Genomic DNA, 19212 nt, shown 5'->3' on the forward strand with positions numbered 1-19212 from the left:
TGTCATTGCTCCCATCCGGCCAAGGCCAGGTAGTCGTTGTAGGCTTCGTTAAGGTATTCCATCAGCATCGCCTGATCGGGAGGGATCGAGTCCTCATCCTCTTCAATACCTTGCAGCGCAACTTCAAACCGCCCCTCTGCCTGTTGCGCCTTCCGCCACTTCCAGGCCTCGGTAAAGCTGAGCCACAGCTGAGGCATTGTGCTTGGCGGATTGGCCGGCACTTGCTCTGAATCTCTGAAGATATGGTCATCCGGGGTCAGCAGGCGCGCGGACTCAAGGATGAAATAGGCTACGGATGGCCATGAACCGTTGTCCTGACGAAGCAGCTCGGCATAAATCACCAATTGCAGGTGGCGGTTTGCCTTGAGCTGCTCCGGGTACTTCTTGCCCCCCGACCACTTCATGTCGACGATGCCACGATGTCCTGACGCAGTGGTCAATACGAGGTCAGCTGAGCCGCCCAATGTGCCACCCGCGAAACAACCGGCCAGCTCCTGTTCAGACGTTATGACCATGATGCCAGCATTGAGTAAGTGCGATCGCAGTCGAGTCAAAGCACGCAGCGCACGATGGCGCAGTGTTGCCAGGTCGGCACCGCGTCCTTCCATCAGCAACACCGCGCCTTCTTCACGTACCACGCGGGGGAAGTGGGTCGAGAACCAGCTGTTAAAGTCTGTGGTGCTCATGCTCAGCGCGTCCGGCCGAGTGAAAAAATGCTCAGCCAGGCGATGGGTCAACGAACCATAGAGCAAAAAACCGTCGCTCAGGCTCTGGCTTTTGGACGCCTGAATCTTGGCTCCGTATTGCAGCAACCATTGATAAGGGTTGAACAGCAACAGGTTGAGGCTCGAGAAAGACGCATTCTCAGGCGTCTCGATCGGGATGTCGGGTGGAAGGCGCCACCAGCGTTTGCGCAGTGGTAGTGGCGCCGATACTTGGGCTTGGCAAAGCGGGCCGGGGGTATGCAGAAGCTCCTCTAGAATATGCACCTTTGGCTGCTGCGCAACGGCTTCGATCATTTGCCAGAGCGGGTGGCTTTCCTCCCGTGGTGGCGCGAGTACCAGTATCAGCCGGCAGTTTGCTGCCAGGACTGGTCGCAGCCAGTCACGGGCTGCTTGAGTCAGCAGTGTGGCACCGTCCGGTAGCGCCACCCCGGCATCGGCCAATTGAATGCGTTCGGCCTTAGACCAGGGCGACAGGGGCGGTAACACCGGCATGCTCAGGTGCCACCAGATCACTGTGTCGGCTTGCTCAATGGCCGCACCTGGACGCGAGACGCTCAAGTAGGCGCCGACTTGTGCGGCCAGCAATGGATTATCCACGCCGCTGGCTGTGGCTTGCTCGATGACCTGCTGCAACTGCCGCGGTTTTAACCGCTCCACACCTTGAAGATGCAAGGTCTTGAGGGAGTCTAGTGCCGCTTCACACTGAGCATAACCTGCCTGAGCCGCGAATCTATGCGCGGGCTCTTGGTGCCCCAGGCGTGCTTTAAAAAACTTCAGCAACCGTTCGACACGTACCAGCACCTCACTGGGCGCCACACCGTCGTCAGTCGTAAAAGTGGGCATATTCAGCCACACGTCAATCGAGGCAAGTACGTCGGGCGCATCTGCAGCGTAATGCGCTGCGATTTCCTCCAGTGCATCCTCCCACTTGCTCCCGACGAGGCCGGGTGAGCTTGCTATTTTGGTTGCCAAGCGCCGACGTGCAAACAAACGAATCGGGCATATCGAGTGGGTCAAAAACTGCAGGAGTGCCGGGTAGTTGGCTGGTGCCCAAAGCAGCTCCATGGCCAGTGGCAATACCTGCAGGGCAGGGCGCAGATTGCTGCTGCCATTGAGGCCATGGCGAGCCTGGCCGGCACCGATAAAATGACCATCAAGACAACCACCCTCGCCACCCGTCACCAGCAAGGTGGGGGTGTCCTGGCCCAGTGAGCGGCTCAGCCAGCTGGCGGCCAATGCTCGAGTTTGCGCTTGAACAACTTGCACTGTGCCATCTTCTTGCCATTGAATGGGCGTGACCTCTACACCGGCAATGCTCTGGCGCAATTGCATTTGCAACTGCCCCAGAAAACCTTGCGCCGTACCCTCCGGTATCTCCAGGCGCTCGTTAGGCAGGTGATTCAGCACCATTTGCCAGGCCAGTGGATAAAACTCGAAAGCGTCAGCCAAAAGCACGGTCTTGATCGGGGGGCGACGAGAGTCCAACGCCTTGGCAACATTCTCCAAGCGCTGTCCCATGGAAGGGGCGACCTGCGCGCGAGCTTGTGTCTCGATCTCGGCAAGGTCCTTCAGACGTTGGCTGGCGTCGGCATCGACGCGCCCATCCCAACCGTGCAAATACAAATCATCCCGCCAGGCCAGCAATGCAGCAGCCACCCCCAATTCATCGGCGGAAAAACTGGCATGATAGAAGCGCAGTGGGTTATTGCAGTGCGCCAGGCAATCGCGGTACGTAGCTGTACGTTGTGCCGCACAAGGCTGACGTGCCACTAGGCCAAGCTGGGTCTCCAGAATATCCAGCAGTCCCTGCGGCCCGACGGTCAACACCCCTAATCGATTACTGGCTCGGGTTGCCCGCTGACCATCGAGTTGCATGCCGAACGTGATAAGCATTTCTGACACGTTGACGCTCCTTGTGAACGCTGATGGTTCAACGCACCGTGATTGGCGCGTTGTTGCAATGGGGAAAAATAGACTGCTGATCAGCGACGTGACGCTACCCTACGAACCTGGTGCGACGGTTTGTGTCGCGCCTGCCAGGTTTTGTAGCGAAACCACGGTATCTGTTGCATCCGTCACTGAATCCAGTGGCCGGTAGGCTGCCGCCGCACGATGCAGTGTTTTGCCAATCTGAGCCCGCAGCTCGGGCGGCTGCTCCACCACCATTGAGTCGCCCTGGGACAAAATCCACCAGTGCAACTGCCAGGTGTTGCTCAGTGTCGAGCGTACTCGAAAGCCATCCTCCAACGGCTCCAGCGTCATATCCGCACTCAATGGTGTCTCACGAATCAGCCGCGCCTGACGCTCACTAACCCAAGCTTGAAACTGAATCTTTTCGGGGGTGCCGAACTGCAAGGCGTCACTGGCCAAGTACGCACATAAGTCAAATGCCTGTAATCCCTCTACGGGTTTATCGAGCTGATCTACATTGCGAAAACGATGCACCGCAAACTGGCGCACATCGGTATATGGATGCGCTGTGGCGATCAAATAGGTCACCAACCCACGCTGCACCATGGCTAATGGATTGAGTGTCAGTTCACTGAGTTTATCGGTGTGTGCCGAGTAATACTGGCATTGCACTTGACGTTCATTAATCAGCGCCTTCTGCAATGTTTCCAGCAACAGTGGGTCGATATCCGGCGCCTGCAGGTTTAGGTCCGGTCGCACACTGGCGACCTTCTCCAGCCAACGGGCAGCCGGGTTATCGTCCTCCAATCCCTTGAGCTTCTGCCGTGCATGCACGAAGCGCGGCTCCAGTACGCTGAGCATGCTAGAGGGCAACAACGGGCGGATCGCGTCTGCAACCAGTGTAAGGCTCAAGGCTTCGGTCAGCGTTATGCCTTGCAATTCCACATTTACGCCAGGAGTCCAGTACCAGGCTTGTGGCGTGATGTTTTCGCTGCACTGCAACGGGAAAACCAGCGACAGATCAATCAAGTCACGTTCAATGGTGCGCCGGCTAATCTTGAAGCCGGAAGATTCCAGTCGTGCCAGCAACTCGGTGACTGTAATACCTGATTCACGTTTGGGTAGGTGTTTGAGCAGTTCCCACTGGCGGCTGATAGTGGAGTGCGATTTGGCTGACGGCACGCGATTTTCCTTGTGCAGGCGAGAGGCGAGTTATGACTTGATCACGGGATAACAAGCATCGCCCCAAAGTGTTTTCGGGTTGTCGAGCATAAGCAGAATCACTAGGGGCACAAGCTTTGCCAGCAGGTTGGAGCAGTCACGCAATTGTGTACGATTGACGCTGCCGTCCCAGGTGGCGCCGCCATGGATTAGTTGGTTGCGCAGGGTATAGATGCGGTTGAACATCACTCCGAGCACCTTTGCCGTATCGCGGTCGGCGAGAGCTGCATGCGCGCTGCGTTTGCCACTGCGCAAACGCTCTTCCCACATAGCCTCAGTGATTTTGCCGTTCTGGTAGTCCCAGAAGCTTTGAAACACGTAAGGATTATCCAGCAGCGCACGTATGCTCCCAGAGAACTCTGACCACACCAGTTTCTCGATCAGGTGCTCGCTGTCCAACATGCAGAGTTTTTGCAGGAAGCCCTTGAACGCCTCCTGCTCGGACAAACGATGGTGCTCATCAATATCGGTGGCATAGGCCGCGTTGAAAGCGATCCATAGGAAGATGAAGCGACCGTCCACGTCCTCTGCCTGTTCCGCACGATTGAGCCAGCTCAGGGCTCGGTGAACCCGTAGCGCAAGGTTGGGGTGGTGCGCGTCGCGTTCGTTACGGTGGCGTGTCTTGAGTGACTGGTAATCCATTCCAGGTGCTTCCTTTGGCTGAGTGGATCCGCGGGACCTTGAGGATCATGGTTTTATCGGCGGATGAGGGGCGGGTTTGAGCATTCAATGACCCCCTGCGACACATTATGACGCAATGTGGCGATAAGCTATCACGTAATAAAGTTCTGTATCCATTCACTGATACGTTATAGGGCAGGTGTTTTGGATGACGCATTGCGTGTCCATCCAGCGCAGGCTCATATCTAGGCCCCAGACAAAAAATTTAGGCCGATGGTCGCGGAAGCGGGTGTCGAAGACCTCCATTGCTTACTTACATTTAAGGCGTTTTGATGTTGAAAATCGATTCACCGTTAGCGCGGATGAAGGCATTAGCTTCCGGGTTGTTCTTGTTGGCGGCAGCGCTCTATGTCACAGCCTTAATATTGGTTCACTCCCATCCAGTGCTGGGGGGGTACATAAAAGCATTCTCCGAGGCCGCGATGGTTGGCGCTATCGCCGACTGGTTTGCCGTTACTGCCCTGTTCCGACGCCCCTTGGGATTGCCTATTCCTCACACGGCCATCATCCCGCGCAACAAAGCGCGTATTGGCGCCAACCTGGGGGACTTTATTTGTACTCACTTTCTTTCACGTGAGCAGGTACTTCAGAAGGTCAGCGAATTTGATACTGCCAGGCGGTTGGCGCAATGGCTGTCGAAGGAAGAAAACGCCGCAGTCTTGTCGGGTTTAGCCGTCAAGCTGGCTGGGCATGGTATTGGCGCCCTGCGTGACGAGCGTGTGCGCCAGTTTGTACGCAGCACTGCTCTGGCGCGCCTGGAAGAAGTTGATTTGGCAAAAATGAGTGGTCAGTTGCTGGAGGTGCTCACCGATGATGGGAGGGCACAGGAGGTACTCGACGCCGTATTGAATCAAGTCGATATTTCACTGCAAGGCGAAGCGACAAAAAAACGCATCGCCGACGTTCTGGCCACGGAGTTCGAGTTCTTGCGGTTCAACGTTTTCGGCAAGGAACTGCCTCTGCACAACGTTGCTGGCAACTGGTCATCGGCAAAGTTAGTCGAGCGAATCTCTGACGTGATCAGCGAGGTCAACCACGACACTGAACACCCGTTGCGCAAACATTTCGACCAGCAGTTGGGAGCCTTGGTGCATAAGCTCAAGGAGGAGCCAGCTTTTCGTTTGCGTGCGGCACAACTGCGCGCTCAACTCGTTCAGCACCCGGCACTGCACAGTTACCTGACTGATATGGTCGACGATGTAGTGAACTGGTTCGAGGAAGACATTACTCGAAGCGATTCCACAACGCGCCAGCGCTTGGAGGAGGGTACTCGCAAGCTTGGTGAAGCATTGAGCGAAGACGCTTTGATGCAGGGCTGGATAAACGACCAGATTCTGGCAATGGCGGGCCCATTGGTTGAGCGCTATCGCTCAGAGATCGGCCGCTACATCGCTGAACGCATCGAAGCCTGGAACGAGAAGGAACTGGTGGAGCAACTGGAGTCACACGTGGGCAAAGACCTTCAGTTTATTCGTATCAACGGAACATTGGTGGGAGGGCTGGTGGGGGTGATCATTCATCTTGGGACTGAGTTTGCATTACAGATGTGAGAAGCACTTTGAATCGTGGTCCTCAGAAGAGTGTAAATCCCCAGTGAGCTTGCCGCTTAAAGATTTCCAGGCGAAGGCCGACAAAACAAAAGGCTGAGGCGACCAACGACTGAACCTTCAATGAAGTTATCAGCCTGTCCGTCACAGCGGTTTCGGCGATTTAAAATGGATTTTCTCGGGGCGACGCAATTTGTCGCGAGGCATGGTCATGCTCAAACCAGCCAATAATCAGGAGTATGGATCATGTTGAAAAACTTTCTCGCCGCAGTTGGCCTCGTCGTTATCGCCAAGAAAGGGTACGAGGTGTATCGGTCTTACAAGTCAATGGAGGCGGAAAACGAGTTTTTGCGAAAGGGGCAGGGGCCGGTTTAGTGTCCATCCCATCGCCTTATTGCTGCTTGTAGAACTGCGTTTGATTGACAGGTTACCAAGGCATGGCAAAGTGATATCGCTTGAAGGATGATCCGGGTTGCAGGTGTTCAGGCGCTAGTGTGCGCGCTGAACGTTATGACTTGGGGGCAACTTGTGTTTGATCCCGGATGCGCCAGCGCTTCCGACACTGCAATAAGGACATTTCATGCCAGCTGAAAATTGGCTGATTCAGCTCAATCGCGAGTCAGCTGAATTCGCGCGTTTGTATCAGGAGCGTCAAGAGGGAAAGACCGTCGACCGGACTTTGCGTATAGCGGTCTGTGGTCTGATGAACGCTGGCAAGAGCGCACTGCTCAATGCATTGACCGGCCATCTTGAAAACGAATTCTTCGAAACCAAAGCAGTGCGCTCGACTAAGACGGTGCAAACCTTAACCCATGGAGGGATTACTTACGTAGACACTCCGGGTATTGACGCCAATAACGAGGATGACCAGCACGCCTGGCGTGGCTTGGCGACTGCCGACATTATCCTGTTCGCCCACAACCTGGGCACGGGCACTCTGGAAACCGTAGAAATCAACTTCCTTAAGGAATTGAAACGGCGGCGTCCTGATATCGAAGACAGCTTACTGGTCGTTCTGACCCATGCCGAAAGTGCGTCGGAGCAAAGGCAGGATCGCCTGGACGCAATCAGCGCCATCCTCTCGGCGTTGTTCAAGGCGCCTCGCACGTTGATCCCAACCTCGTTCACGACATACCGCAAAGGCGTGTTGGAGCAAAAGCCCGCCCTTATCGAACATAGTGGTATCAACCTGCTGCACCAGCACTTGAAGGCATTTGTCGAGCGCACCGAAAGCGAACTGCACGCCGTCCGCCGTACGCGAGATCAGCAGCGTCTGGGTAAGTTGGAGGCCATTGTCGATAAGGCCATCGCCAAGCGTGAACGCGCACTGGCTGCCGTCGAAGCCAAACAATCACAAGCTTTTCTAATGTTGAGCCAGAGTGTGAATCAGTTGGTCAGCACGACCCGAGAACGCATCAGTCGCTACGAAACCCTTGAATCCGATTGAGAGAGCATTGCTATGTGGTGGTTTTTGGTGGTACCCGTGATCGGCGCCGTGGCTGCGGCCCTCACTAGCTCCGACGATGAAGAAAAAGAAGAGGCTGAACGCCGGGCACGCATTCAGGCCCGTGAGGCCCGTGAGGCCGAAGCACAGGCCATTGCTCGTCGCAAACAGGCAGACCTGGAAAAACGTAAGGCTCAACTGGTTGCCGACGTTGATGGCCAACTGAACGATTTGTTTGCGACGCACCCCGCCGTGCTCTATCGAGCCGACCAGGGCGCGTTGCACGTCAGCGTTGACAGCCTTCGTGCCTTTGCAATCAAGAAGGTGCCGAGCAAACCAAAAACCATGTTGAAGCACCTGGAGGCAATTGCCCCCGGTGTAACCTTCAGCCCGATCTGGGTCAAGCAAGCTGTCCAGGCGCACGCGCTTCAGAAAGAAATCACGGGCCTTCAGCGCCTGAAAGAAGAATTGCTGGGATAAGTCACGATGACAGACCGCCACGCCAACAGAAATGAATTGTTAAATGTCTTCGCCGGGATTGCCGGTGAGTTCGATCAGGTCAAACGCCAGATCGATCGCCGGGAAAATGTCCTCAAGGCTCAGCTGAAGAAGCTTGACGACGCGCGCAAGACTTCGCCTTGGCGTGAAAGCCCGCTTGAGCAGCGTCACCCGTTGCAGGATATGGCTGAGCGCTGTCAGCAGGGGCTCGACAGTCAGCTTGATGCCTGGATCAGGAATGTCGAAAACTATGAGCGCAATACTTCGTTTCGCAAGGACTTCGATGACTCGCTACTGATCTTTGTCTACGGCAAGGTCAAAGCTGGAAAATCCTCCCTGGGGAATTATCTCGCCTACGGGAACTCTGCTCCGGACGCGGCCTTGATCGACAGCGCTTCCCCTCGCCCCGAGTTTTTCTGGCGCGAAAGTACCGGGACTGCAGAAACCATGTCCGCAGAGTTGATGAGCAAGCAGCGATGCTTTGGCGTCGACGTGGTGGAAGCGACCAGCTCTATCCAGGGTTTCAGGTTGCCGGGCATGACCTGGGTCGATTCCCCGGGGGTTCACTCGGTCAACAGCGTCAACGGCCGGTTGGCCGACGACTATGTCGCGTGTGCCGACCTGATCGTATTCCTGAGCAACTCCAGCAGTCCTGGCCGGCACTCCGATATGAATGAGGTCGTCGGGCTGCTCCAGAAAAAGAAAAACCTCATGGTGCTTATCACTGGCAGCGATGTGATTGAGGAGGATGTTGATGACTTGGGTAACTTGGTTAACCAACGGGTAATGAAGGCGCGATCCGATCGTGATGACCAGATTGGTTACGTCGGGTCGGAGCTGGCCAAGATTGACCCATCAGCACAATCGCTCCTGAATCAAATCAATATTCACTCGATTTCGGTGCGTTATGCCGAGGAAGGTGGCCCCCAGGAGCAGGCGCAACGCTGGCAGGACAGTGGACTGGCCGACTTCGCCGCAGATATTGGCAACATAGCCCGTTCCAGTGGGCTCGCCCTCAAGCGCCAGACACCCTTGAAGAATCTGCAGGCGTTCTGCATCAAGCTGGCCGAATCGACGGATCAGCTGGAAAAAGAGCTTGTTGATATCAGAACAGGGCTGAGCGCCGCGCGTAAGGACCTGAAACTGAGCGTCGATCATATTCTGAGCCAGCTCAGAAAAGAATTACCGGGTCAGATCGAAAAGTATGCCGATCAATATGCGATGAACGATCAGGCTTTTTCTGAAGCCTGCCGTAAATTGCTCGATCATGCTTTCCAGCATTACGCCAGCGAACTGTGTGATTCGATTGGCCAGAAATTCGAAAACATTGAAATTCACGACCAGGCGGTTGGACCTGTCGCCCGAGAGGCCCCTCAGTTTTCAGAGCGCGTTGAAAAGATCAAATTCGACTCCCGCCGCAATGAGTCATTCGGCAGGGCCGGCGGGGCAGGATTCGGTGCCTGGGGGGGCGCTGAAGGTGGGGCAGCTCTAGGCACTTTGATTATGCCAGGTGTGGGGACGGTCATCGGTGGCCTGATCGGTGGCGCACTTGGAGCCTGGGCGGGAAACAAGGCTGGGGGCGCAGCGGGCGAATACTTCAATACCACTGAAGAAATCGAAGTGGCTGTGGGCGACAACCGCGACGAAGTTTCACTGGGGACCCGCGAACAGTTGCTTGAGCTTGCCGAGAACCGGCTGAATGTCCTGTATGAGCAACTGGACCAATTGTGCTTTATCGACATTGCCGACTGGTTGAAAAACTTCCACAGCGCATTAAAAGAGATGCGCCAGCACACGCTTACTCAAATTCAGGAAATCGAAAAGGAGCTGTCCCATGGCATTGCCTGACTTCGCACGGGTTATCCACACCTATGAACGGGTCAGCACCCCGCTGGGCCGTTGGCTGTCCGAACAACAACGTGATGAGCTGGGAGCCCGGTTGCAGACCAAGGCTGAGCAGTTACACCCTCGAATCATGGTCTACGGCAACTACAACGCTGGCAAAAGTACCCTGCTCAATGCCTTGATGGGGCGGGCAGAAGCCAAGATGGCGGATCGACCGGAAACGGCCGCGATAACTGAGTACCGCTGGGGCAATTACACGCTGCTCGACACACCTGGCATCGACGCACCGATTGAGCATGAAGAGGTGGCTGAGAACCAACTGCACAATAGCGAAGTGGTGTTGTTCGTGGTCGCTGCAGGCGGTGCCACCGACGAAGCGAAAACCTGGGAGCGGTTGGTCGATATCGTCGCCTCAGAGCGCCGGGTAATGCTCATCGTCAACAACAAGGCAGGCATTACGGTCGGCGATCGCGATTATGTCGGCATCACCGATCGCCTGCGCATTCATCTGCAACGTGCGGCGAGTGAGCGCGGTATTGAAAACATTCTGGACAAGGTCCCGGTGCAATGGGTCAATGCCAGAAGCGCCCTCAAAGGACGACTCGAGGACAAGGCGCCGCTGATAGGCGCCAGCGGCATTATTGACCTGGAGGAGGCGCTGGGCGACTTCCTGGAGCAAAGCGACACCGGGACAATCTTCGCGGCTTGTCGCAAAGACCTGGTGGTTGCGATCGAACAAGCCAATTTGCGGTTGGTACAGGCCGGCAATGACCGTCAGGCTGAAGCGCTGACGAAAGCCAAACTGCAGATTGAAAACGAGCGCAGCCGTCTGACTGCATGCCTGATCGATCACTTGGATCGCGATTGTCGTAGCGCAAAGCAGGCAATTGTCAATCTGATTACTTCAGTAGCAGAAGGACAAGTCAGGGGTGACACCAACCAGGCGATGGAAGAGGGGGCGGCAGAAGTTGTCCAGTCTCTGGGCGACAAACTGATGCGCACGCTGGAGTACGAGCTGCCCAAGACTCAGCAGAGCCTGGGTGAAATCGGTGAGAAATTGGCCGAGTCCACTCTCCGACACGCTGACGCCATGCTGAATGCGGATCTGGATGCGCCGCAGGATGCTGGTGAAAGCATCCTGTCGCCAGCCATCAAGGATGCCTTGAAGAAAGTCCCCATGGGTAATGTCAAGGACATGACTGAACAGGGAGTGAAAGCGGCACTGGAGCTAGGAAAAGAGTTTCTGCCCAAACTGTTCAAAGGTATTGGTCCCAAGACCATGGGACGCTGGGCCAGTACAGCGGGTCGCTGGGCGGGGCCTTTGGTACAGGTCGGCGTGGCGTTGTACGACATCTACCAGGCTATTCGTACAGAGAATGCGGAGAAGGCAGCGCAAGCTCGTCGTACCAAAGCCATCGACGACTCTGCTAGTTCGTTTGTCCACGATTTGCGTCAGGCCTACCAGTTCCAAATAACTCTGGTGGTTGAGCAGGTGTTCAAACCTATGGATGAGTGGATCGACGCGCAAAGCCAGGCTCTGGTGCAACAAGACAAGGCCGCAGAGAACGATAGAATTCTGTTCGAACAGGCACTGATTGAACTGCGCCCGCAAGACTGATCTGGTCATTAACGCATCTCATCTCAACATTCGCTCCGGACATAGGACGGGGCGAATGCTTCCAGAGAGCCCAGAGTCACGCCTATTATTCTTCCATCTCGGAGGTTCAATTAATTCGTGATGCAGTGCGTCACGAATTAAAATGCAGGGTTGAGTCACTCATAAAGCCAAGGCTTCAACTCATCCAGATTCCTCACTACGATCTGCTGCGCCGCCGCTTTGGGGTCGAGCTTTTTCGGATCGATTTGAAAACGCTGCAACACATACTTGACCAAGGCGCGGCGTGTCGGAATGACCAGCACACCATCCTCCATGCCGAAATCGGCTTCGATGATTGCCTTCTGTTCTGGCTTGAGCCTTGAGTCGGGTTCGATGATCACGGCTACCTTGGTGTTCCAATCTTCATCCTCGTCGATGAGGTTCTCGGTCTTGCGTTCGAACTCCGGTTGGCCGCGCAGACGACTCAGCACAAAATCCCGGTATTCACGATTCTTCTCGCAATACGCCCGCACATGCCAACGCATACCGGTGTAAATCAGTGTGTGTGGTGCAATCAAGCGAGTTTCTGGAGCCGGGTTAGCGAGTGAAACGTATGCGACTTCAATAACCTCGCTGTCGCGGCATGCCTTAAGCAATGGACGCAATACTTCAGGTCGAATCGTCCGGTCCGGCACCTCTAGCACCATGGTGTGGGCATACGCCAAGGCCAACCCTTCCACATGCGGCGCACGGGAATGGGTCTGGTTCAGCAGATGCAGATAAGCGCTGGCGCTGTCGTCGATGAACAGTGGCTTGAACTGTTTGCTGGGGACGTAGCCCTTTAGCTGCTTGTCATATGTAAGGTTTTTAGGCGCATGTTCGGTGATGTAAGTGTTTATGTCCTTGGACGCCTGCTGACGACTGATCCCGAAGCTCTGGATCAGGTGCACCGTGGTCAGCCGGCCTTCCCACCAGGCGACGGTCTCGATCAAGCGATAACGAAGTGCCAGATCCCAACGAACCTGCTTGATGTCTTGCTTGCGTTTCATGACCGCTCCATGTGCGTGAATACTTTACCTGTATAAGTCTACATTCTAGACCTGTCGTTTAACACTACATATCTTGTGTCTGTCTTCGAGATTTATCGAACTCACGGAAGGAAGTGGACATGAGTATGTCGGAAGCGGTTTCGACAGGTGCTTTGCTGATGATGGGGGCAATCCTGCTGGTGCTTCTGCTGCAGTACCTGAGGTTGCGTGAACTCTGGCAAATTGCTCTTGGCTATCAAAAGAGCGCGCGTTGGGCACGGATCTGGGAAATGGAAAACCGGGAACTGCGCTCGGCGCTGCGCGCAGAGAAAGCGCACATCGAGCAGCTGCAAAGAAAGCTGGTGATTTTGCAGGAATTGATTCCAGCAGAGGGATAAGGGCGAAGGATATGAACAGACTTGAACGGATCAAAGGTTGCCTACTGGGCGGTGCAGTCGGCGATGCGTTGGGTGCCCCGGTGGAGTTCCTCGAATGGCCTGCAATCGAAGCTAAGTTCGGTTCGCAGGGTATCGTTGATTTTGCCCCTGCTTTCGGTATCTCCGGTGTCATCACCGACAACACGCAGATGATGCTATTCACGGCCGAAGGCTTGCTGCGGGCTTATGTGCGAAGTAGTTCGCGAGGGATTTGCCACGTTCCCAGCATTATCCACCATGCGTTGCTGCGCTGGCTGATGACCCAGGATTACCCTACTGCGATACTTGTCAGCAGGGACGGGTGGTTGATCGAACAGCGAGAACTCTGGTCTTGCCGCGCCCCTGGCACCACATGTCTCACGGCCCTCAAGGCCACCCAGCGGCTTGGTGCTGTCGCCGAGAACAACAGCAAGGGCTGCGACGCCTTGATGCGCGTTGCTCCCTTTGCATTCTTTGCTAACGCCTTTGACTACGCTGCCCAGTCAGGGCGCCTTACTCACGGGCATCCTACAGGCTACCTGACGGCAGGGCTGTTCGCTGACATCCTCCAGCGGATGGTCGACAGGGAGGGCAGTCTCGAGCATGCAGTTAGCGAAAGCCTGGCCAAATATGGGCAAAAGCCCGGCATAGAAGAAGCCCGCAGCCTTATCGAGCGTGTACTGTTTTTCTTCTATGAAGGCTACAAGCCCACCCCGCAACGCATCGGCGAACTCGGTGGCGGTTGGGTCGCTGAAGAAGCGCTGGCAATTGGCCTCTGGTGTGCCCTGACGGCGAGCTCGTTCGAGGATGGCGTCATAACAGCGGTGAATCACGGTGGCAACAGCGACGGCTCCGGGCTGATCACTGGACACATACTTGGTGTTCAGTATGGCGCTGCGGCGATTCCTGCTCGGTGGTATGGACAATTGGAACTGCGCGAAGTGATTGCGCAGATTGCCGAGGATATTGAGCGCGTTCCGCGTGATTACTGTGGGTATGGCGGAGAGTTCGATCAGCTGATCGAGCAGATGTATCCCGGCGGGTGAGGGAACTGATGGCGACGCATTTTCATTTCGCCACTGAGCTATTCGTTGCGTAGGCTTACCAAAGCAAACTCGCTAGACTGCCCTTTGACGCCATCTTGAAGTGGCACAGGCATTTGTCAGGTATTAATCCTGAGAAGCAGCTTTAACCTTATTAAAACCGATAAAAACGGCTAATATCAGCACGTTTTTTTATCGGCAGATTTAGCTATGACTGATCGTTGGCACAGTGTTGATGAAATTGCCGAACACCTCGGCGTCAGCAAGGACACCGTTTATGCATGGATCGCCAAACGCAACATGCCAGCACACAAGGTCGGCCGGTTGTGGAAGTTCCAGAAGGTTGAGGTGGATACCTGGGTCAAGGCTGGCGGAGCCAGTGACGAAACGCAGCAGGCGCGAAGAGATGGCTGAGCCTTATCGTCTTTCTTTCACCACGGGTGGCCTGTTTTTGCAGGAAGCACCGCTGGTTGTGGAGCGCTATCTAACGCTGCGTGATTGGAAGCAAACACGGGTGCAGGTGCGTGCTGAGAACCTGTTGCAAGTTCGTACATCAGCTGCTGCGACACGTATCAGTAAGGAGTTGATCGCGCGTCTGGAGCTGTTGGATCCTGAGGAGCTGGAGTTCTTGGTGGACGGAAGCCTGCGCGAGCAAGGCTACCTCCTGTGGGCTGCAACTTGCCGGCGCTATGCTTTCATCCGAGACTTTGCGCGCGAAGTTCTGCGCGAGCATTACCTGCTAATGCGCCGCCAACTCACGACAAGCGATTACGATGCCTTCTTCAATGCCAAAGCTTTGTGGCATGTCGAGCTGGATGAACTGGCTGCGTCCACGCAAAGCAAGTTGCGGCAAAATCTGTTCCGCATGTTGCGAGATGCCGACTTGATCAGCGCGCAGCGCCAGATTCAGCCTGTGTTGATAACTCCAGCGCTGGCCCATTTACTGGTCCACCACGGTAACGAGCAATTGCTGATATTCCCGGCAACCGACCATGAAATTAAACGGTGGCTGCAATGAGCCAAAAAATTAGTCAGCAGCCGCTGGCAGCTCGCTTTGAGCACCTGGTGAGCGTCATGAGCGGTCAGCGCTTTCTGGAAATGAGGGGGCTGAATAATGATCTGCCCTTCTACATCTGCGAATTCAAAGCGGCTGAAGCCTTTGAGATACAACGCATGCAGCGGCAGCTGATCAACACGCTGGCAGGTTTACGTGTCGATTGCCTACAGGGGCGCGGTGTAAAGGTGCTGGAGATCAACCTGTATGACCTGACCATCGAATTGCTCAAGGCCCGAGAAGGCAGTGAGCCTGGCATGAGTGTTTGGGATCAAGTACAGAGAGACGAGCAGGGCTATGAAAAAGAAGCTCTGCTGGAGCTTTTGCAGGGAGTACTCGACATTAAGGAGCACCTGATTCCGGCCATTGGCGAGCGTATTGCTCAAGCTGATTACGACGTGCTGTTTCTTTCCGGCATCGGTGAAGTGTTCCCCTATATCCGCTCGCACAACGTACTCAACAATCTGCAAAGCACGGCCAAGGACCATCCCACAGTCCTGTTCTTCCCCGGCGAGTATCGACATTCGTTGGAGCAAGGCGCATCTCTGGAGCTGTTTGGCTTGCTGCACGATGACAAGTACTACCGCGCATTCAATATTTTCGAGTCTCATGTGTAAGGAAGCAGTCGATGAATCTCAACGGAATTTTCAAGAGCCCAGTCAGGCGCCCAATTGAGGGAGTCATCAAGGCCGACGACGAAGCTAGCTTGCTCAACGAACTCAGTGAATACGTCCTTACTGACGAAGTCGCCAAACGTCTGGAACACTTCCTTGATGCCTATACCGATTACCACCACGCCAATGGCGTCTGGGTGTCCGGATTCTTCGGCTCGGGTAAGTCGCACCTGCTGAAAATGCTCGCCCTGCTGCTGGAAAATCGCCAGGTCGACGGCAGTTCTGCGCTGGATATTTTCCTTCCCAAAATCAAGGAAGATGATGAGCTGCTGCGTGCCCAGCTCAAGAAAGCCGTAGCCATTCCCTCGAAAAGCATCCTGTTTAACATCGACCAGAAGGCCGATATCATCAGCAAGACTCAAATTGACGCCTTACTCTCGGTGTTCGTCAAAGTCTTTAACGAGATGTGCGGTTACTACGGCAAACAGGGCTATATCGCCCAGTTTGAGCGCGATCTGGACAGTCGTGAACTGTTCCAGCCGTTCAAGGAAGCCTACCAGAGCATCGCCAACAAGCCCTGGGAGCGCGGTCGCGAACAGGCATTGCTGGAGTCCGGCAACATCGCCAAGACCTACGCTCAGATCACTGGTGAAGACCTGGCGCTGGCCAAGGGTATCCTCGACAAATACCGCGCCCAGCACAGCGTCTCCATTGAGGATTTCGGCAACCAGGTCAAGGAGTGGCTGGATAAACAGCCGTCCAATTTCCGCTTGAACTTCTTTGTCGATGAGGTTGGTCAGTACATTGCTGACAACACCAAGCTCATGACCAACCTGCAGACCGTGGCTGAGAGCTTGGCCACCAAGTGCCAGGGCCGGGCGTGGATCATCGTCACCGCGCAGGAGGACATGGACTCTGTGATGGGTGACATGAGCAAGCAGCAAAGCAACGACTTCACCAAGATCCAGGCGCGCTTTGCCAACCGTCTCAAGCTCACCAGTGCCGACGTGGCGGAGGTGATCCAGAAGCGCCTGCTGACCAAAAACGATACCGGTGCCGACCTGCTAAAAACCGTCTACGACCAGCAGTTCAACAACTTCAAAACCCTGTTCGACTTTACCGAGGGTGGCCAGCACTACCAGAACTTCCGCGATTTGGAGCACTTCACCTATTGCTACCCCTTCGTGCCGTATCAGTTCCCGCTGTTTCAGTCGGCTATTCGTGGCATCTCCATGCACAACGGCTTTGAGGGCAAGGCTAACTCGGTGGGGGAGCGCTCGATGCTCGGCGTATTCCGCGAGGTGGCCATGGCCATAGACAACGAGCCAGTCGGACAGCTGGCTACTTTCGACCGCATGTTTGAAGGCATTCGAGGCGCACTGAAAAGCGCTATCCAAAGCGCCATCAACAATGCCGAGCGGCACCTTGGCGATGCATACGCGGTGCGCGTGCTCAAGGCCCTGTTCTTGGTCAAGTACGTCAAGGAGTTCAAGGCCACTCTGCGCAACCTCAATGTGCTGATGCTGGAGCGTTTTGGAGAAGACATTCCAGCCCAACGCAAGAAACTGGAAGCGGCACTCAACCTGCTAGAACAGCAAACCTATATCCAGCGCAATGGTGAGCTTTACGAGTACCTGACCGACGAAGAGAAGGACATCGAGGAAGAGATCAAGAATACCGAGATCGAATCCGCCGATGTCATCAAGGAGCTGGAAACCCTGCTGTTCGACGGAGTGATCAAGCAACGCAAAATCCGTTACGAAAACGGCCAGGATTACGCCTACACGCGCAAGATGGACGACCGCTCACTGAGCCGCGATTCTGAGTTGGCCATCCAAATTGTCACTCCGTTAAGCGACAACTTCGACAACCTTACCCTGCAGCGAATGCAGAGCATGGGCCGGGATGAATTGCGTGTAGTGCTGCCGGCCGATGCCCGCTTTATGCAAGATCTCACCCTGCACAAACGCACCGAGATATACATCCGCCAGAACAGTAGTACCCAGCAGGAAGCAGTTAAACGCATCATCGATGCCAAGGGCTTCCAGAATACGGAGCGTTTGGCCGATCTGCAGGATCGTGCTAAGGAGCTGCTTGGCAAAGCACACTTGATAATTAACGCCGCTGACGTGGAAGCTACCAGCTCAGACGGCCAGGCTCGCATTCTCAAGGGTTTCTATCTGCTGATCGAAACGACCTACCCGAACCTGCGCATGCTGCGCGATGTCCCGTACAGTGAAAACGACATCGGGAAACATCTGCGCCAGGCCCAGGATGGCTTGCTGGGTAACGACGTCACCAGCCTGACCGAACCGGAACAGGAACTATTGGCTTACATCCAGAGCAACGCCCGCAGCGGCGTGCGCACCACGGTCAAAACGTTGCTGGAACGCTTCGAACGTAAAAGCTACGGTTGGTATTACGCCGCTATTCTTTGCAACCTCGCCTTGCTTTGCGCCCGTGGGAAGGTAGAAGTGCGACAAGACAGTAACCCGCTAGAAGGCGACAACTTGGAGCGAAGCCTGCGTAACACCAATGCCCACTCCAGTCTGGTATTGGAGCCGCAAATCGAGTTCAGCGCTTCCCAGGTTCGCCATCTTAAAGAGTTCTTTGCCGACTTTTTTGACCGGCCAGCAAGCAGCAACGAAGCCCGTTCCCTGGCACGTGAAACTATTGACGCAATTAAAGAGCTCGAAATCGAGCTGGCTGACCTGCACGGACAAAAAGCCCTTTATGGGTTTCTTAGTGTACTGGATGGCGTGATGGCTACCCTCAAAGAGGTCGCCAGCAAAAACGCTAGCTGGTTTCTCACCGATCTGTCCCGCGCCTCCGATGCCATGCTTGACAGCAAAGAGCAGATCATTGAACCACTGCGCCGCTTTATGGGCAGCCCGCAAAAAGCTATTTACGACCAGGCTCGTCAGCTGGTGCAGGAGCAGGAAGACAATTTCGCCTATGTCGACATAGGTGAGGTGGAAGTCATCAAGACGTTACTCACTGAAAGTAAGCCCTGGCAGGGCAACCGCCTACAACAGGCCAAGCCGCAGCTGGAGGGCCTGCAACAAGCTATCGCTAGTCAGCTAGCTAGCGAAAAAGCTTCTGCAGTTAGTCGGCTTGCCGAGCTGGAACTGCGGCTGCAGGGTAGTGACGAGTACAGTGGCCTTAAGCCCGAGCAGCAGGTTCAGCTCGCAGCACCTTTTGTTGAAGCTCAGCAATCAATACATGGGCAGAAACGCATTGCCATGATCCGAGATCAATTGCGTGCTTTTGAGGAAAATCAATACGCGCAGCTGCTACTCAAATTGGAGCGAATGGCGCGTCCGCAACCAATGCCGGCTCCCGTGTCGCCAGTGCAGACACCACCAGCAGCGGGTAAATCGAGTATCGACAGCCCACCCGCTCCAGTCGAGCATCCGCCAAAAATTGCTGAACCGCGTCTGGTGCCAGCACGCACTATCAAGGTCGGCTACAGCAAACCTTGGCTGGCCAGTGAGGCCGAGCTGGATGACTATCTTCAGCAGCAGCGTGAAGCCTGGCTGAAAGAAATTCAGGCCGGCAACCGCGTGCAAATCTAAAACGGACAAGCGT

At 55.2% G+C, this 19212-nt stretch carries 15 protein-coding genes; 11 read left to right on the forward strand and 4 right to left on the reverse strand.

Features of this window, described 5'->3' with window-relative positions; all coding sequences use genetic code 11:
* Positions 1-2: 2 nt before the first annotated feature.
* The 3 genes from AB4N91_RS07580 to AB4N91_RS07590 form a co-directional block, all read right to left on the reverse strand.
* Positions 3-2618 carry a PD-(D/E)XK nuclease family protein gene (locus AB4N91_RS07580; protein WP_460112649.1) on the reverse strand — a complete coding sequence of 872 codons (2616 nt, stop codon included), beginning with the start codon at positions 2616-2618 and terminating at the stop codon, positions 3-5.
* A gap of 108 nt (positions 2619-2726) precedes the next feature.
* Positions 2727-3818 (reverse strand): helix-turn-helix transcriptional regulator, encoded by a 1092-nt coding sequence (locus AB4N91_RS07585; RefSeq protein ID WP_460112233.1) that lies wholly within the window; start codon positions 3816-3818, stop codon positions 2727-2729.
* 30 nt (positions 3819-3848) lie between these two features.
* The gene (locus AB4N91_RS07590) at positions 3849-4499 is read right to left on the reverse strand and encodes a HEPN domain-containing protein (protein WP_047227870.1); all 651 of its coding nucleotides are present in this window, start codon (positions 4497-4499) and stop codon (positions 3849-3851) included.
* Between the two features lie 311 nt (positions 4500-4810).
* Between AB4N91_RS07590 and AB4N91_RS07595 the strand changes: the two genes are divergently transcribed.
* From AB4N91_RS07595 to AB4N91_RS07615, 5 genes are all read left to right on the forward strand, one after another.
* Entirely contained in the window at positions 4811-6088 is a 1278-nt protein-coding gene (locus AB4N91_RS07595; protein ID WP_460112234.1) for a DUF445 domain-containing protein, read from the forward strand.
* A 577-nt stretch (positions 6089-6665) separates the two neighbouring features.
* Entirely contained in the window at positions 6666-7532 is an 867-nt protein-coding gene (locus AB4N91_RS07600; RefSeq protein WP_460112235.1) for a GTPase, read from the forward strand.
* 12 nt (positions 7533-7544) lie between these two features.
* Entirely contained in the window at positions 7545-8009 is a 465-nt protein-coding gene (locus AB4N91_RS07605; RefSeq protein WP_460112236.1) for a hypothetical protein, read from the forward strand.
* Positions 8010-8015: 6 nt separating this feature from the next.
* On the forward strand, positions 8016-9875 hold the full coding sequence (locus AB4N91_RS07610) for a P-loop NTPase family protein (RefSeq protein ID WP_460112237.1): 1860 nt from the start codon (positions 8016-8018) through the stop codon (positions 9873-9875).
* Positions 9862-11490: a GTPase gene (locus AB4N91_RS07615; RefSeq protein ID WP_460112238.1), complete on the forward strand. Its 1629-nt coding sequence runs from the start codon at positions 9862-9864 to the stop codon at positions 11488-11490. The genes AB4N91_RS07610 and AB4N91_RS07615 overlap by 14 nt, the downstream gene beginning before the upstream one ends.
* Positions 11491-11645: 155 nt before the next feature.
* Here the strand turns inward: AB4N91_RS07615 and AB4N91_RS07620 are convergent, their stop codons facing one another.
* Positions 11646-12518: a WYL domain-containing protein gene (locus tag AB4N91_RS07620; RefSeq protein ID WP_010463608.1), complete on the reverse strand. Its 873-nt coding sequence runs from the start codon at positions 12516-12518 to the stop codon at positions 11646-11648.
* A gap of 119 nt (positions 12519-12637) precedes the next feature.
* Between AB4N91_RS07620 and AB4N91_RS07625 the strand changes: the two genes are divergently transcribed.
* From AB4N91_RS07625 to brxC, 6 genes are all read left to right on the forward strand, one after another.
* On the forward strand, positions 12638-12895 hold the full coding sequence (locus AB4N91_RS07625) for a hypothetical protein (protein WP_460112240.1): 258 nt from the start codon (positions 12638-12640) through the stop codon (positions 12893-12895).
* 11 nt (positions 12896-12906) lie between these two features.
* On the forward strand, positions 12907-13959 hold the full coding sequence (locus tag AB4N91_RS07630) for an ADP-ribosylglycohydrolase family protein (RefSeq protein WP_460112241.1): 1053 nt from the start codon (positions 12907-12909) through the stop codon (positions 13957-13959).
* A 207-nt stretch (positions 13960-14166) separates the two neighbouring features.
* Positions 14167-14370, forward strand: a complete 204-nt coding sequence (locus tag AB4N91_RS07635) for a helix-turn-helix domain-containing protein (RefSeq protein WP_460112242.1) — start codon at positions 14167-14169, stop codon at positions 14368-14370.
* Positions 14363-14974, forward strand: coding sequence for a DUF1819 family protein (locus AB4N91_RS07640; protein WP_460112243.1), 612 nt, complete (start codon positions 14363-14365; stop codon positions 14972-14974). The genes AB4N91_RS07635 and AB4N91_RS07640 overlap by 8 nt, the downstream gene beginning before the upstream one ends.
* A complete protein-coding gene (locus AB4N91_RS07645; RefSeq protein ID WP_460112244.1) occupies positions 14971-15627 on the forward strand; it encodes a DUF1788 domain-containing protein in 657 nt (218 codons plus the stop codon). The genes AB4N91_RS07640 and AB4N91_RS07645 overlap by 4 nt, the downstream gene beginning before the upstream one ends.
* A gap of 11 nt (positions 15628-15638) precedes the next feature.
* Positions 15639-19199: a BREX system P-loop protein BrxC gene (gene brxC, locus AB4N91_RS07650; protein ID WP_460112246.1), complete on the forward strand. Its 3561-nt coding sequence runs from the start codon at positions 15639-15641 to the stop codon at positions 19197-19199.
* Positions 19200-19212: the final 13 nt, after the last annotated feature.

Source organism: Pseudomonas sp. H3_D04, assembly GCF_054669175.1.